Origin of the sequence: Streptomyces sp. NPDC048496 (assembly GCF_043200055.1) — a bacterium.
Lineage (GTDB): Bacteria > Actinomycetota > Actinomycetes > Streptomycetales > Streptomycetaceae > Streptomyces.
The window spans coordinates 13638-28638 of record NZ_JBICXB010000016.1; the positions used below are offsets into that span (position 1 = coordinate 13638).

Genomic DNA, 15001 nt, shown 5'->3' on the forward strand with positions numbered 1-15001 from the left:
AACTTCTCCTCACCGACGCCTACGAGGTGAGCTGTCGGGTTCGGGCCAAGTGAGTTGCCCGGTCGCATGTCCTAGCACGCGACTTCACCCCGAGCCGGTCCTGACGGTCTTTCGACCATCGGGCCCGGCGGCTTACCTGGGTCCCCCGCTCCTGCCTACGGCGCTTTACGCGTCTGTTCCCTTCGACCGACGGCAGGATTCGGCGTGACGGTCGACGGGGCCCGCGGTGCGAGCGGTTCCGACCGTAAACGTATGCAACCTCGACATTCAAAGATGGGCATAACGGACAATCAGTCCTTACCTGCATCCGAATGCGCAGCGTTTTCGCAGGTGAGGGGCGATACGGACAGACCCGGCAGGCGCGACACGCCAATTGACGCAAAGAGACCCATGTCTCACTTACGCATAAGCGGACATAGGCCCCTGAACTACCCCGGTTTTTGGGGTACTTATAGCCGTTTATCAGACTGCTCTCACTCCGACTTCACGCTGAGATCGAGGCTCTGGCCAGGCAGGATGAGGTCCGGGTCGCCGCCGACCGCACCCTTGTTCGCCTCGTAGAGAGCGGGCCATCCGCCGGGAACCTTCTGTGCGTCAGCAATCGCCGAGAGGTTGTCGCCCGGCCGGACGGTGTAATCACTGTCGGCCGCCACCGCGCGCGTGTCGCGCCCCTCACTGTTACCGCGGGAAGCATGTCGGCCCGAGTCCCGGCCACCACCCCTGCCCGCGCCCTGACTCACCTCGGAGGCCGGCGCGCCGCGATGCTTGCCGCCCGCCTCATTTCCGGGGGAGTCGGACTTCTGGGGCGAGTCGGACGAATCGGACTTCTTGGACGGTGATGTGGCTGACGGCTCTGCCGACGGCTTGTGCGACGCCTTGCCCGACGCATTGCCCGACGCCTTGCCCGACGCCTTGTGCGACGCCTTGGCGGGCGCCTTGGCGGACGGCGCCTCGGACGCGTCCCCGCCCTTCGCCGGTTCGGCCGACGGCACGATTCCCGGGTCCACCCCCGGCAACACCCCGTCCTCCGTGAGCCCGGAGATGCCCGAACAGCTGGGCCACGCCTTCGGCCCCTGGTCCTCCAGGACCTTCTCGGCGACCGCTATCTGCTGCGCGCGGCTGGCGAGGTCCGCGCGCGCGGCGTACGCCTCACCGCCGTACGCCTTCCAGGCGTCCTGCGAGAACTGAAGACCGCCATAGAAGCCGTTGCCGAGGTCGGCGCTCCACATGCCGCCGCTCTCGCACTCCGCGACCCGGTCCCAGGTCGTGGCGTCGGCCGCGTGCGCACCGGCCGCGCCGAGCAGGGGAATAGCGATGGCCGAACCGGTCACGCCTGCGGCGACGACGATCGCGGGTGCCTGGCGAGGGCGACGGTGTCTGCCGTTCGCGGAGCCCATGGGATTGCCTTCCGTGTGACTGACAAGTGACTGGTGAGTCGAACGGTGAACGTAGCGGCACTCGAACGCTTGTCACAAGTCGATGCAGCGCAGATCACGTGAAAGTCACAGGGTTGACAGGGTGTCACTGTCGTCGGAACGCCGGCCGGGACCGAACTCCACCGGAAGCGTGCGCAGTCCACGCATGATGAGTCCGCCACGCCACCGCACATCGGTAGGTTCCACCGCAAGCCGCAGGTCCGGGAGGCGCCTCAACAGCGTGGCCAGGGCAGCCTGCCCCTCCAGTCGGGCCAGTGGTGCTCCCAGGCAGTAATGGATGCCGTGCCCGTATCCCAGGTGCTGATTGTCACGCCGCGCGAGGTCCAGCGTGTCCGGGTTCGCAAACCGTTCCGGGTCCCGGTCGGCGGCGGCGAGCACCACCAGTACGGGGTCACCCGCCGCGATCCGCTGCCCGCCGAGGGTCAGCGGCTCGGTGGCGAACCGCCAGGTCGCCAGCTCCACCGGACCGTCGTACCGCAGCAGTTCCTCGATACCGGTCTCCAGCAGCTCTGTCTCCCCCGCGTCGAGCGAGCGCTGCAGCCGCTCCCGCTGCTCCGGATTGCGCAGCAGGGCGTACACCCCGTTGCCGATGAGGTTGACCGTCGTCTCGAATCCCGCGAAGAGGAGGATGAAGGCCATGGCGGCGGCCTCGTTCTCGGTGAGGTGCTCGCCGTGGTCACTGGCCCGGATCAGCCCCGAGATCAGGTCCTCCCCCGGGTTCTCCCGCTTCCGGTGGATGAGCTCCGCGAGATAGCCGCGCATCTTCTTCACCGACCGGGCCACCCCGCCGCGGGGACCGCCGCCGTGGCGGATCATCATCCCCGCCCAGTCCCGGAAGTCGTCCTGGTCCTCGCGCGGGACGCCGAGCAGGTCGCAGATCGCATAGATGGGGAGCGGGAACGCGAAGTCGTGGATGAGGTCCGCGGATCCCTCCTCGATGAAGTTGTCGATGAGGCGGTCCGTCAGCTCCTGGACGCGCGGGGCGAACTCGGCGACCCGGCGCGGCGTGAACGCCTTCGAGACCAGCCGGCGCAGCCTGGTGTGGTCGGGCGGGTCGATGTTCAGCAGATGCGTCATCAGCTCCGCCTTGCGCTCGCCCGGGATGCCGGTCTTCCCCTTGGCGTGCGCCGGCTCGTCGTGGTGCGCAGGGTTCTTGGAGAGCCGGGCGTCGGCGAGGGCCTGCCGGGCGTCCTCGTACCGCGTCACGAGCCATGCCTCGACCCCGCTGGGCAGCGCGGTGCGGTGCACGGGGCTGTGCTCGCGCAGCCAGGCGTAGGCCGGGTACGGGTCGGTGGCGAACTCCCAGGTGAAGAGTTCGGGGGCGTCGGCGGGGCTGTCGTTCACCCCCTGACGTTATCCGTTGGCCTCGGCGGCGAGGATCGCGTCCCGGTAGGCGCGGCCCGCGGCGCGCAGGGCGGCCTCGGGGTCCGTGCCGTCCTGTTCCGCGCGTACGGCCAGGGCGAGGAGTTCGTAGCCGATGCTGTCGCCCGTCGGGAGCGGCACATCGAGTCCGGCGGCACGGACCCGGCTCGCCAGCTTCGCGGCCAGCGCCAGTCCGGGCTGCCCGAGCGGGACGCCGTCCGTGACCGAGTCGCGCTGCTTCTCGATGGCCTTGGTACGCAGCCAGTGCGCGTGGACGTCCTCCGGGGTCTCGGCGGTCTCGTCACCGAAGACATGCGGATGGCGGTGGATCAGCTTCTCGACGAGGGTCGCGGCGACATCGTCGACGGAGAACGGCTCGTCCGTGTCCTCCTCCGCGATCCGGGCGTGGAAGACGACCTGGAGAAGGACGTCACCGAGTTCCTCGCGCAGTTCGTCGCGGTCGCCGTCCTCGATCGCCTCGACGAGTTCGTACGCCTCCTCGATGGCGTACTTGGCAAGCCCCTCATGGGTCTTCTGCGAGGTCCACGGGCATTCGGCCCTGATCCGGTCCATGACCTGGACGAGGTCGAGAAGGCGGGCGCCGGGCAGATCGTACGAACCGGGCAGCAGCTCCAGGTTCGGCATCTGCACCCGGCCCGAGCCGGCCAGCCGGGCCAGCCCGTCCGTCAGCGGCTGATTGCCCTCACCGCTGGTCACGACCACGACGGTCCGGCCGCCCGCGCAGGCGTCGACGAGTTCCTGCGCGGTGGGCGCGGTGTGCTCGACGGTGACGCCCGCCTCGCACAGGTACGGCAGCTGCGGGTGGTCGGACTCGGCGCAGAGCACCCGGTCGGCGGCGTGCAGCGTCTGCCAGGCGGGCCAGGACAGCAGTCCGGGCGCGACCCGGTGGCTGGCGGTGAGCAGGACGATACGACCGGGGTCTTCAGCGTTCACCCCACCAACCTACTCGTGCCGTGACCGGCACTGTTTTGCCGGGAGGTGCGCCAGGGGCTGGGCGACCGGCCCGACCGGCCGGACACCTCTCGTTCGGATCATGCCGGGCTCGCGGGGTCCGGCACGATCCGAACGGAAGACCCTAGGCGCCGGCCGGGGCTTCCTGCTGGGCCGGCTTGGTGACCTGGGTGATCCACGGGGCCTTGTACTCGGCGAGCTGGGTCTGCTTGTTGTCCCAGGTACCGAAGCGCGGGTTGACGTCGATGTGCAGCGACTTCGACGCCGCGCTGAGCGCATCGCCGACGGCCTTCTGCCCGGCGGGCTGCTGCAGGTCGGCACCGAACGCCTGGGCGATCTTCGACAGCTGGACCTGCTCGCGCAGGACAGCATCGATCTGGTTCGGGGCGACCCAGCTCTGCTGCAGCATCATCGCCCGCAGCTGTGCCTCTCCCCCGGACTGGGAGACCGCCGACTGCCGCATCTCCTGGACCTCCTTGCGGCTGACCGTGACTCCCGCGTCCGCGGCGGCCTTGTCCAGGATCCGGTCGAAGATCATCCCGTGCAGCTTGGCCCGGCTGAGCTGCCCGGACCTGTTGATGAGCTGGACGGACTGGTCGGACTTGTTCTGCGCGGTGCGTACGTCCGCCACCTGGGCCTGCACGGTGGACACCTCGATGCGGTCTCCGCCGACCACGGCTGCGGCACCTGGGTGGGCCTGGCTGCCGCAGGCGGAGAGAAGCGGCGCCGCGACGAGCATGGCGGCGGAGACGACGAGCGCGGTGCGACGGCGGCGGTGCAAAGGAGCCTCCCGGGGAGATTGTGCGGCGGTGCACAAGACCTTGCGGTGATCGATGTTAGGCAGTGGACGTGATCCCGGCCACCGATTCGACCAACGATTCGGGAGGAGTTGGGGATGTGGGCCCGTTCACTGCCCCTCCACGGCCGTTTCCGGCCGCAGCATGATCGTGCGGGAGACCACGAACGTGATCGGGATGGCCGCCACCGCCGCGACCAGCGGTGCGTAACGGCTGCTGAATCCGGCGAGGTCGACCAGCAGCCAGACACCCCCGGTCGTGACGGTGAAACTGGCGGCGTTGGTCAGCGGGAAGAGCAGGAACTTCCGCCAGGTGGGGCGGGTCCGGTAGGTGAAGTACGAGTTCAGCAGGAACGAGCCGGTCATGCTCGATGCGAACGCGATCGCATGCGCGGCCAGATACGGCAGCCTGGTCAGCAGGGCCAGATAGGAGCCGTAATACGTACCGGTATTCGCGACGCCGACGAGTGCGAAGCGGATCATCTGCGCCCGGACCGTCATCGGCGTACGAACTCCCGGGCCTGCTGATTCGGTACGGCGGTATTGTCGGCCTTCACCAGGAAGTGCGGGCGCCGCTTCACCTCGTAGTAGATGCGGCCGACGTACTCACCGACCACACCCACTATCACCATCTGCACCCCGGCAAGAGCCGTGACCACGACGATGAGCGTGACATAGCCGGGCGTGTCCACGCCTTTCACCAGGGCGAATCCGACGATCCAGGCGGCATAGGCGAGCGCGACGGACATCAGCACCATGCCCAGGTACAACGCTGCGCGCAGTGGCTTGTTGTTGAACGAGAGCAGCCCGTCGAGTCCGTAGTTGAGGAGCTTCCCGAAGGTCCAGGTGGAGCTGCCCTGCTCGCGGACGGCATTCTCGTAACCGAAGGTCGTCGTCGGGAATCCGACCCAGGCGAACAGTCCCTTGGAGAACCGGTTGCACTCGGTGAGTTCGAGGACGGCGTCGACGGTACGCCGGGACAGCAGCCGGAAGTCGCCGACGCCGTCGACCAGTTCCACGTCCACCAGGCGATTGATCAGCCAGTAGTAGGCGCGGGCGCCGAGGGTGCGGGTGAGACGGTCGCCCTTGCGGGTGCGGCGGGCGATGACCTGGTCGTAGCCGTGGGCGTGCTCGTCCAGCATGCGGCCGATGAGCTCCGGCGGGTGCTGGAGGTCGGCGTCCATGATGACGACCGCGTCGCCGTCGGCGTGCTGGAGGCCTGCGAGCATGGCGGCCTCCTTGCCGAAGTTCCGGCTGAAGGAGAGGTAGCGGATCCGCGGGTCGGCGGCGGCCAGTTCCTCCAGAACCGGAAGCGTGCGGTCCGCGCTGCCGTCATCGACGTAGACCAGCTGGAAATCATGCCCCAGCCGCGTCATCTGCTCCGTCACACGCGCATGGAAGCGTCCGAGGATCTCCTCCTCGTTGAAACAAGGCACCACCAGCGAGATCAGCAAGGGAGTACCTCACCCTGTCGGTCAGTCAGATAAACATGCTTCACATGGCTAGTGAGCATCCATTACGTGAATTGAACTACGGAGGAAACAATTCGACACTGTTCACTCGCCCGTGGCTGCCATATTCCTCCGTATGCCGATCTTTCGCCCCCGCCCGGCCGCGGCCGGGCTCGCCGCACTGATCACCGCCGTCACCGTGTGCGCGGGCGATGCGGCGGCCCGCGGCTTTCCGTTCGGGCCGCATACCAGGAGCGTCAATGACCTCGGAAACCAGTTCGTTCCGTTCCACACCCGGCTCTGGGACCTGCTGCACGGAAACGCTGACGGCGGGCTGTTCCTGAATTGGTCGTCCGGATACGGGACCAGCTTCCTGCCGGACCTCGGCACCTATCTGACCAGCCCGTTCGCGCTGCTCGTCGGGGTCTTTCCGCGAGACCGCATCGACCTCGCGGCGTACGTGCTGACGGTCCTGAAAATGGCGTCGGCCGCGGCGCTCATGGCCCTGCTGCTGCTGACGCTGCGCGGCGGACGCTGGTGGGTGGCGGGGATGCTCGGTGGTTCGTACGCGCTGTGCGGCTGGTCGGTCGTCGAGGCGTCGTACAACCCGATGTGGCTGGACGGTCTGGTCGCCCTGCCGCTGCTCTGCCTGGCCGGGGAGTGGGCCCGGACGGGACGCCACCGCATCGCCGCGCCGTTGCTCGTCGCGGTGGTGTGGGTGGCCAACTTCTATACGGCCTACATGGCCACGCTCGGGGCCGCGCTGGTGCTCGCGGTGCGGTTCTTCACGGAGCGGGACGACCGGCGGGCGGTGGGCCGGGGGCTGGTGCGGGCGGTCCGCACGGTCGGGGTGGGGATCGGTCTCGCGGCGCCGATCCTGATTCCCGTCTATCTTGGCACGAAGCACGCCTACCCCGGCTGGGACCGTACGTTCGCGCCCGCCGCCTGGCCCGATGTGTTCGCCCGGCTGCTGCCCGCCACGTACAGCTTCTTCACTCCGGCGCTCTTCCTCGGTACGGGCACCCTGCTCCTGGCCTGTGCGCTGGCATTCCAGCGGTCCGTGCCGCGGCGCGAGCGGTGGGCATGGGCAGGGCTGGTGGCAGGGGTCGCGCTGTCGTTGCAGTGGGGGCCGACCCATCTGCTCTGGCATGCGTTCGCCACGCCCAACGGCAGTCCGTACCGGCAGACGTTCGTGCTGGCCGGGCTGGTCGTGATCGCAGCATGGATCTCGGTCTCGTACGACCGGCCGGGGTGGCGGGCGCTGCTCGGCGGGGGCACGGTGCTGGTGCTGATCGCGGCCGGGGCCGGCTTCAGCGACCTGGTCACGCGGTGGACATATCCGCTGTTCGCGGCCGGTCTGGTGGCGGCAGTGGGCGCACTGCTGCTGGTCGGCCGCGGCCGCAGGTTCGCGGTGCTCGCCGCCGTGCTGCTGATCGGCGCACAGGCCGGGCAGGCCGCCGCGACCACTGCGTTCGCCGACGGGCAGAAGCTGAACCGGCTCGACCACTACGCGCCCTGGGGCGAGCGGCAGCGGATACAGGCGGCCGCCGTCGCGGGCGCCGACGGCTGGCCGCGCTATCGCACCGACGCCGGCCGTGAGCAGACCACCGTGAACGATCCGCTGCTGGTGGGCGGGCAGGGCGCCGCGTACTACAGCAGCCATACGCCGGCCGTGCTGACCCGCACCCTGCGTGCGCTGGGCGGCGGGTGGACGTCGGGCGGCCGGGCCGTGCAGAGCCTCGACAACCCGGTCACGGACGCGATCGTCCTCGGCCGTCGTGCGGGGTGAACACAAAAGTCGAGGTATCGCCGTCGAGGTCGATGGTCAGCGACGCGTCCAGGGCCTTGGCGAGGCGAGTGAGCAGTTGCAGGGTCGGCACGGAGTCGCCGCCCTCGATGTGAGAGATCTGCGGCTGGGTCATGCCTGCGTGCCGCGCAAGTTCGGTCTGCGACAGACCGAGTTCGATACGGCGGTCGTAGACGGCCTGGCCAAGTGCGAACGCATACCCGGCTTCCCGGTAGGCCGGGGACTCCTCGACCGACTCTCCCAGGAGCTTCCTTGTCCGGCGGGTCTTCCACTGGGAGTGGTTCACGGATTCTCCTCCTCGATCCGGTCGTAGCTGTGCTCCGCGGAACCGTGGTCCGCCTCGCACGACTTCTGTGCCTGCTGCGCACGCTCGACCTCGCTCGTCTCGCGCTGCCTGGTCTTACGGAACACTGTCAGCAGCACGATGCGCCGGTCAGGAGCCAGCCAGTAGGTGATGCGCACGGCGTTGGCGTCCATGGTGAAACGCAGCTCGCGTACTTTGCCGCCGAGGTGGCGCGAGTACGGCTCCCCCAGAGTGGTCGGCTGGGCGGCGAGCATGTCGGCCGCCCGTTCGGCCTTGTCGTACTGGGCGTCCGAAAGCAGTTCCAGCCAACGCCGGACTTCCGGCTCGATCTCGATCTGCCAGGGACCACTCACGGTAGTGATTATACAAAAATCTATATGAATCCGCAGCGCTGCGCTGCCCGCACGCCGCAGCGGGACGGCGGTGGCGCCTGCGATCCCATGAAGCACCCCGCATCGCCGGCTGGAGCCGCCAGGGCCGCCCCGCCAACAGCTGCCTGGGCCTGGTCGCCACCCCGGTCCCCACCCGCGCCACCTCCGTCGGCTGGGCGCGGTGCTCGCCCTGCCGGCGACGGGAGTGTGGGGAGCGCGGCGACGACGACGGGACCCGGCCTCCGGGAACTAGCCCACGATCGCGACCGGGGCGTCCCAGGCGTTCCGGTCGATCGTGAGCGTGCCGCCGGTGTGCGTCACCTTCTTGTTGACGGCGTACTGGTGGCCGCGGCGGTGCCCGGTGTACAGCGTCGACGCGTACGGGAAGCCCGTGGTGGTGGAGTACACGTCGTCGTAACGGGCGTACCAGAGGATCTCCGGCAGGTCCGTACGGTTCGTGGCGTTGGCCACGACGGCGGCGCTGGAGTTGCTGAAGCCGTAGAAGCCGGACCAGTACCCCTTCGCCTTGACCGTCTTGTCGAACGACCGGATGTAGGTGAGCACCGTGTTCACGCAGGAGGTGTTCTTCGGGTCGAAGTACTCCATGTCCAGGTAGACGGGGCTGCCCGGCTTCATACCGAGCGCGGCCTCCTTCGCCACGGCGTCGTTGGCGTCGGTGACGGCCAGTGAGGCGGCGTTGGCGGCGGTCATCTTCTCGGGGTTGGCGCTCGTCTGGCACGGCGGCTGCGCGCCGACGTACAGCGGGACCAGCTTCCACCCGGTGGCGCTGACGGACTTCACCCAGGACGCGGTGAGGTTGGGCTGTGCGCAGCCGCGGTTCTTCCCGCCGACGTACACGGCGGCACCGTGGTACACGGAGGAGCTGTACCAGCCCTTCATGGTGGTCAGCGACGGCGCGGTGCAGGTGTCGAAGACATGCCCGGTGTAGATCTTCGGCGCGGGCCTGGTGACGGTGGTGGCGGTGGCGGCCTCGGCGGCGAACGCGCCACCGGCGAGAACGGCGACGCCGGCCACGGCCAGGGAGATACGGCGACGCTTCTTGGATATGCGGTGAGAAGGCACAAAGACCTCGACAGTGCTCGGAAGAAGGCTCGAAAAAGTGAGAGGCCGACGGGGCAGGCGAGTCGTCAGCCGCCCCGGCGGCAGATCACGGTCTCATGCCGCGGTCGGCGGTTCGCCGACGAATGAGGCATTCCGTACAGCCATTACAGAAATTTGGCGTGCTCATTGCTTTCACCGCCTACGCCGGGGCCCGTCGGCCCTCTCCAGGCGAGCGCCAGACCTCGGCTCTCCGGTTCCTACGCCGGCGCTACAGCGATCGGCCCTGCCACCGCGTCCCTGGTAGGTCCCCGTCAGCCGCCGTGCACCTCCACCTGGCGGTCGAGGCGGCGACGCAGCTCCACCGGCAGCGGATGGTGCGGTCCGTACGCCCGTTCCGTGTCGTACAGCAGCCCCTGCAGCTGGACGCGTGCCGCCACATGGTCGCCGACCGCGAGCAGCAGCTGCCCGATGCGGTTGCGGATCTCGAAGGAGCGGGCCGGGTCGTTGCCCGTGGCGTGGTGGTTCTCGTAGTACGGGAGAACCGCGCGGTACTCCGCGAGCGCGGCGGCCGGTTCGCCGAGCTGTTCCAGGCACTGGGCCGCGTCGTAGCGGAACTGGAGTGTCTGGGCGTCGGCCGGGCCGGCCTCCGCGGCGCGGTCGTCGGCGAGGCGGCGCAGTTCGGGCAGGGCTCGGCGGTACTGGCCGTCGTCCATCAGCGTCGCCGCGTACTGCTTGCGCAGGATGCGGACCACGGTGGAGTCCTCGCCGTGCTGTTCGGCCGCGACCGGGAGGATCGAGCCGAGGATGTCCACGGCCTGGGTGATGCGGCCCTCTCCGAGCAGTTTCTTGACGTCGTCGACGGCGGCTGCGACATCGGGCCGGGCGGCCGCCGGGGCGGGCGCGGCCGGGGGCGGGGGCGCGGTGGTGGTGGCGCGGTCGGGCCACGGGGCGTGCGGGCGCAGGAAGGGGCGGGTCGGGTCGAGCGGTCCTGCCGGGAGCCCGGCGCCCCGGGTGGGGAGCAGCGGGGCGAGGTCTTCGTACACCTCCTGAGCACCGGACGGGCGGTGCTGGGGGTCCTTGGCCAGCAGCCGCAGCACCAGCGCTTCGAGCGGCTCAGGGATGTCGGGGCGGATCCGGCGGACCGGGAGCGGTGGCTCGTAGAGGTGGCGGTGCAGCACTCCGAGGGCGGTCGATCCCGCGAACGGCACGTCGCCGCTGAGGAGTTCGTGGAGGAGCGCACCGAGTGCGTACAGATCGGTGTACGGGCCGACGACGCCGCCCATCGCCTGCTCAGGGGCCATGTAGGCCGGGGAGCCGATCGGCGAACCGGTGTGGGTGAGACGGGTGGTGTCGGTGTCCAGGACGGAGGCGACGCCGAGGTCGAGGACGGTGACGGTGCCGTCCGGACGCACCATCACATTGCGGGGCTTGAGGTCGCGGTGGACGATCGGCACCGCGTGCACGGCACAGAGGACGGCGCAGAGCTGGGCGGCGACCGCGACAGACCACTGCCAGGGGTACGGGTCGTGCTCGGCGAGATGGTCGGCGAGGTCGGCGCCCTCGACGTACTGCATGACGAGGTACAGGTCGTCGCCGTCGCTGCCCGCGTCATGGACGGTGACCAGGCCCGGGTGGTCGACCTGGGCGGTGACCCGGCACTCGCGGACGAAGCGGCGGCGCAGCTCACCCGCGGCCTCGCTGCCGATGGGGCCGGTGACCCGGTCGGGGCGGAGCAGCTTCACCGCGACCCGGCGGTCCAGGCGCTGGTCGTAGGCCGTCCAGACCTGGCCCATGCCGCCCTGGCCGAGAATGGTCGCCAACTGGTATCGCCCACCGATGAGGCGGCCGCTCACCGGCCTTCCTCCTTACGGAGGTAGTCGCTCAACTCGTCGAGCTCGGCGCGGACCTGGTCGATGCGCTGGGGCCGGGGGTGCGGGTACTGCTGGGGGTGAGCCGTGGGGGGAGGCTGCGGCTGCTGATACTGCTGCGGCGATGCGGCGGGCGGCTGCACCGGATCCATCGGCTGACGCAGCGGCGGCTGTTGTTGTACGGGCATGGGCGCGGGGACGGGAGCGGGGGCCTGCACGTGCATCGGCACAGTGGGCGCGTATCCGTACCCCGGCACCGAGGGACCGTACCCGCCCGGGAAGTTCCGCTTCGTGAGCTGTTCGTAGTGACGGATGTCCGCGACCAGGTAATACGCGGGAGCAGCCACCATCATCACCAGCAGCAGCGGTATGAGGACGTTGTCGATGCCGGTGGGGTCGTCGCTGCCGTCCCTGCCGAGGATCGACAGGAGCACAAAGACGAACACGAAACCGGCCCCGGTCAGCCACCAGTCGGACGTCCGGCGGCGCACGAACGCGAGACGGAGCAGCGGGCTCCACAGCAGCAGTCCGAGCGAGCACACCGAGAGTGCGAAGAACAGCACACGCATCGAGACGATCCAGGCCCGGCTGGGAACCCGGCGCGGCGGAGTCGGCGGATGACCCGGGGCGTACATGGCTGCTCCTGGAGACCTGGTCGTTGAACGTCCGCGCACACGCTGCGTGTACGCAGATCCGAGCGTAAAGGGCGACACCGACAACGGACCCCGGGTTGTACGGAACCGTTGTGGATCGACTCACTGCGCCGCGACCGTGCCGTCCGTCAGCCCGTCGTACATCCCCTGGACCAGTTGTCCGCCGAGCCGGCCGGCCAGCCGGAGCGCGTCCTCGAACTCGGCCAGGACACGGAACCGTTCCCCGTACCTCTGCTGCTCCGCGAGCGGCAGCCGGGGCAGTTGGAGACGGCGGGCGTCCAGCCGGGTGGCGGTGGAGGCGTAGCTGCTGGCCTGGCGGTTGTTGGCGGTGCCGCGCAGGAATCCGGCGAGGAACCAGGGATCGAGGGCGGCCCGATCGGGGCGCAGCAGCTGGAGGTTGCGCCCCAGTGCGGCACCCGCGGTGGCGTCGTCGATGACGCGCGCGGCGGAGCCGCCGCCGAGCACGGGGACGACGACATCGCCCGGTTCGACGATGACCGGCTCCTCGGGGGGGCCGTCGGCAGGGAGGCTTCCCGAAGGTGCCGTGGAGCCGAGGACATCGTGTTCCGTGAGGACGGGCACCGGGCCGGTGCCGGAGCCTCCGGTGCGCAGTTGGAGGGCCCCGGCGCGGGCGAGTTCACCGACGGTGGTGAGCGGCCAGTGGGCCGGGTCGGAGAGGGCCACGGCCGGCGGGGTGAGGGCGCGGGTGAGGCCGAGTGTCTCGGTGAGCCGTTCCCGTACGCGGATCAGTTCGGCCGGCCCGCCCGCGGCTGCCGGAGGCGGCAGGTGGCGGGCCGGAGCCAGGTCCACGTCGTCGTCGAGGAGTTCGATGACGGGCACGGCGCGGCTGGCGCGCGGCCGGGCCCCGCGCGGGCGTCCGGGATCGGTCCGGTCCGCACGGCCGGTCCGGTCCGCGTCCACACGGTCGCCCGCACCCGCACCCGCGCCCTCGAACGACTGCCAGGCGTCGAGCACGGCGCGGTGCACCGCATGCCAGTCGAGCCGGTCGCGTCCGCCGGACGGGGCGGCTGCCACGGGACCCGCCGAGGGGGACTCGGCGGGTTCGGCAGTGTCCACGAGCAGCAGTTCGGGCGAGGGGTGCAGGCCACTGCCGGGCTTGCGCAGCACCCAGAGGTGGAGCGGGATGCCGTACGGGGGTGCGGCGCCGGCGGGGAGCGCGATGACGGCGCGCAGGGCGCCGCGGCGCAGCAGATCGGCGCGGATCCGGCGGCCGGAACGGCGCGAAGCGGCAGCCGGGGGCATCAGGAGTACGGCGGTGCCGCCCTCGCGCAGATGGGCCAGGGCGTGCTGGACCCAGGCGAGTTCGGACTCGGTACGGGCCGGGAAGCCGTACTCCCAGCGCGGGTCGTAGGCGAGCTCGTCGTGACCCCAGTTGCGCTCGTTGAACGGCGGGTGGCAGAGCACGGCGTCGGCGGCGAGCTGCGGGAAGGCGTCGGCGCGCAGGGTGTCACCGGTCCGCACCGCGAGGGCGCAGCCGTTGCCGGAGCCGGTGTGCAGGGCGAGCCGCAGCGCGGTGAGCGCGGCGAGGTCGGGGTCGGTCTCCTGCGCGTACAGGGCGGTCGGGTGGCCGACAGCGCGCAGCAGGGCGCCGGTGCCCGAGGCCGGGTCGAGGACCGTGCGGGCGGGCTGCTTCCCGGTCCCCACCAGGGCGGCCATCAGTTCGGCGAGCTCGGGCGGGGTGAGTGTGTACTGGCGTGGGTTGGCGGCCAGTTGGCGGCCGAGCAGGAACTCGAAGGTCTCCCGGACACCGTTCTCCGTGGCGAGCTCCGCGGCGCCCCGGAGCAGCGGAATGGACAGGAGCAGCTCCGCGCGGCCGGGGGTGTGAACAGCCCGCCCGGGTTCGGCGGCCGGTCCGAAGCGGGCGGCGAGCAGATCATCGAGGGCGAGGGACAGGACACCGGCCATCGCCTCGTCCGACACGGCGACGATCTCCCGCCAGGCGGTGGGGCTGTTCCGCAGGAACAACAGGGCGCAGCCCGTGTGGACCAGGGCGGGGACCGGGCCGGCGGGGTGTCCCGCGAGCTGCTGCCAGACCCGTTCACGGAGCGGGACCTCCGCGAGCTTGCCCTGGTCGCGCAGCCACTGCTCGACCTCGCACAGCGCGAAGGACGGGCTCGTCTCGGTGCCGCCGACGGGCTTGGGGAAGTCGGCGTGCCGACGGCGCCAGTTGCTGACGGCGGCGCGTCCCACGCCCGCGAGCCGGGCGATGCCGGCCGCGGTCACCTCTGTCGAGTTCTCCGGCACTGACTGTCTCCCTGATCCGTCGGCGCTGTGTGGGTGAGCATACCGATCTCCGCTCGATCACATCGGTTCACAGCACGACAAAGACCGCAATGCGTGAACCGTGTTGACTCGGTTCACAAGTCCTGGTCTTATTGATCTGTCGCCACATCTCCAGGGATGCGGCGGACCGTTCACACCCCTTGTCGAAATTCACCGAAGGGCCCAGTCATGTCCGGGTACCCCGAACCAGCGCCGCCGCAGAAACAGCGGGCGTACGCCCCCGCTCACGCACCGGGCGAGCGTCCGGTGCACAACGGGCTGGGCACCACGGCGCTCGTCCTCGGTATCACCGGCAGTGTCGTGGGCCTGGTCTGGGTGCTCTTCTGGCTCGCGGCGGCGCTGGGTCTGCTCGCTCTCGCCCTCGGCCTGGCCGGCCGGGGCCGCACCAGCCGCGGCGAGGCCACCAATCGTGGGACGACGACCTTCGGAGCCGTGCTCGGCGTGATCGCGCTGACCCTCTCAGGCGTCGGCGCGGTGCTCGTGACCAAGACGTCCGCCGCCGACACCACACCGGCGCAGGTCACCGCTTCGTATCCCTCCGCCGATCCGCGCCCAGCCCATCGCTGACGCACCCGCGAAGCCCGCCCACCACTTTCCCCACGCGTCCCCCGCCCC

At 70.1% G+C, this 15001-nt stretch carries 13 protein-coding genes, 1 pseudogene and 1 riboswitch; of the genes and pseudogenes, 2 read left to right on the forward strand and 12 right to left on the reverse strand.

The features are described 5' to 3' along the window. Nucleotide 1: 1 nt before the first annotated feature. Nucleotides 2-173, reverse strand: a riboswitch (cyclic di-AMP (ydaO/yuaA leader). Nucleotides 174-473: 300 nt separating this feature from the next. The 6 genes from ACGFSA_RS17220 to ACGFSA_RS17245 all read right to left on the reverse strand — a co-directional run bounded on the left by ACGFSA_RS17220 (nucleotide 474) and on the right by ACGFSA_RS17245 (nucleotide 6020). Next, a complete protein-coding gene (locus ACGFSA_RS17220) occupies nucleotides 474-1397 on the reverse strand; it encodes a transglycosylase family protein (RefSeq protein ID WP_393304964.1) in 924 nt (307 codons plus the stop codon). Nucleotides 1398-1502: 105 nt separating this feature from the next. Continuing rightward, nucleotides 1503-2780 carry a cytochrome P450 gene (locus ACGFSA_RS17225; RefSeq protein ID WP_393304966.1) on the reverse strand — a complete coding sequence of 426 codons (1278 nt, stop codon included), beginning with the start codon at nucleotides 2778-2780 and terminating at the stop codon, nucleotides 1503-1505. Nucleotides 2781-2789: 9 nt separating this feature from the next. Further along, the gene (locus ACGFSA_RS17230) at nucleotides 2790-3752 is read right to left on the reverse strand and encodes a nucleoside triphosphate pyrophosphohydrolase (protein WP_393304968.1); all 963 of its coding nucleotides are present in this window, start codon (nucleotides 3750-3752) and stop codon (nucleotides 2790-2792) included. A 142-nt stretch (nucleotides 3753-3894) separates the two neighbouring features. Then, on the reverse strand, nucleotides 3895-4551 hold the full coding sequence (locus ACGFSA_RS17235) for a SurA N-terminal domain-containing protein (RefSeq protein ID WP_393304970.1): 657 nt from the start codon (nucleotides 4549-4551) through the stop codon (nucleotides 3895-3897). A 126-nt stretch (nucleotides 4552-4677) separates the two neighbouring features. Continuing rightward, a complete protein-coding gene (locus ACGFSA_RS17240) occupies nucleotides 4678-5067 on the reverse strand; it encodes a GtrA family protein (protein WP_393304972.1) in 390 nt (129 codons plus the stop codon). Beyond that, complete coding sequence (locus ACGFSA_RS17245; protein WP_393304974.1) at nucleotides 5064-6020, reverse strand: glycosyltransferase family 2 protein; 957 nt, start codon at nucleotides 6018-6020, stop codon at nucleotides 5064-5066. Before ACGFSA_RS17245 ends, ACGFSA_RS17240 begins: the two co-directional genes overlap by 4 nt. 133 nt (nucleotides 6021-6153) lie before the next feature. Here ACGFSA_RS17245 and ACGFSA_RS17250 point away from each other — a divergent pair. Next, nucleotides 6154-7782: pseudogene (locus tag ACGFSA_RS17250) on the forward strand (YfhO family protein); the annotation flags it as partial. Here the strand turns inward: ACGFSA_RS17250 and ACGFSA_RS17255 are convergent. The 6 genes from ACGFSA_RS17255 to ACGFSA_RS17280 all read right to left on the reverse strand — a co-directional run bounded on the left by ACGFSA_RS17255 (nucleotide 7769) and on the right by ACGFSA_RS17280 (nucleotide 14347). Next, complete coding sequence (locus tag ACGFSA_RS17255) at nucleotides 7769-8110, reverse strand: helix-turn-helix domain-containing protein (protein ID WP_393304976.1); 342 nt, start codon at nucleotides 8108-8110, stop codon at nucleotides 7769-7771. The pseudogene ACGFSA_RS17250 and the gene ACGFSA_RS17255 overlap by 14 nt on opposite strands. After that, nucleotides 8107-8481 carry a type II toxin-antitoxin system RelE/ParE family toxin gene (locus ACGFSA_RS17260; RefSeq protein WP_393304978.1) on the reverse strand — a complete coding sequence of 125 codons (375 nt, stop codon included), beginning with the start codon at nucleotides 8479-8481 and terminating at the stop codon, nucleotides 8107-8109. Before ACGFSA_RS17260 ends, ACGFSA_RS17255 begins: the two co-directional genes overlap by 4 nt. A 267-nt stretch (nucleotides 8482-8748) precedes the next feature. Beyond that, nucleotides 8749-9582: a glycoside hydrolase domain-containing protein gene (locus tag ACGFSA_RS17265; RefSeq protein ID WP_393304980.1), complete on the reverse strand. Its 834-nt coding sequence runs from the start codon at nucleotides 9580-9582 to the stop codon at nucleotides 8749-8751. A gap of 290 nt (nucleotides 9583-9872) precedes the next feature. Then, nucleotides 9873-11414, reverse strand: coding sequence for a protein kinase (locus ACGFSA_RS17270; RefSeq protein WP_393304982.1), 1542 nt, complete (start codon nucleotides 11412-11414; stop codon nucleotides 9873-9875). Next, nucleotides 11411-12064: a hypothetical protein gene (locus ACGFSA_RS17275; protein WP_393304984.1), complete on the reverse strand. Its 654-nt coding sequence runs from the start codon at nucleotides 12062-12064 to the stop codon at nucleotides 11411-11413. Before ACGFSA_RS17275 ends, ACGFSA_RS17270 begins: the two co-directional genes overlap by 4 nt. 120 nt (nucleotides 12065-12184) lie before the next feature. Further along, a complete protein-coding gene (locus ACGFSA_RS17280; RefSeq protein WP_393304986.1) occupies nucleotides 12185-14347 on the reverse strand; it encodes an N-6 DNA methylase in 2163 nt (720 codons plus the stop codon). A gap of 207 nt (nucleotides 14348-14554) precedes the next feature. Here ACGFSA_RS17280 and ACGFSA_RS17285 point away from each other — a divergent pair, with 207 nt between their 5' ends. Beyond that, complete coding sequence (locus ACGFSA_RS17285) at nucleotides 14555-14953, forward strand: hypothetical protein (protein WP_393304988.1); 399 nt, start codon at nucleotides 14555-14557, stop codon at nucleotides 14951-14953. Nucleotides 14954-15001 lie beyond the last annotated feature (48 nt).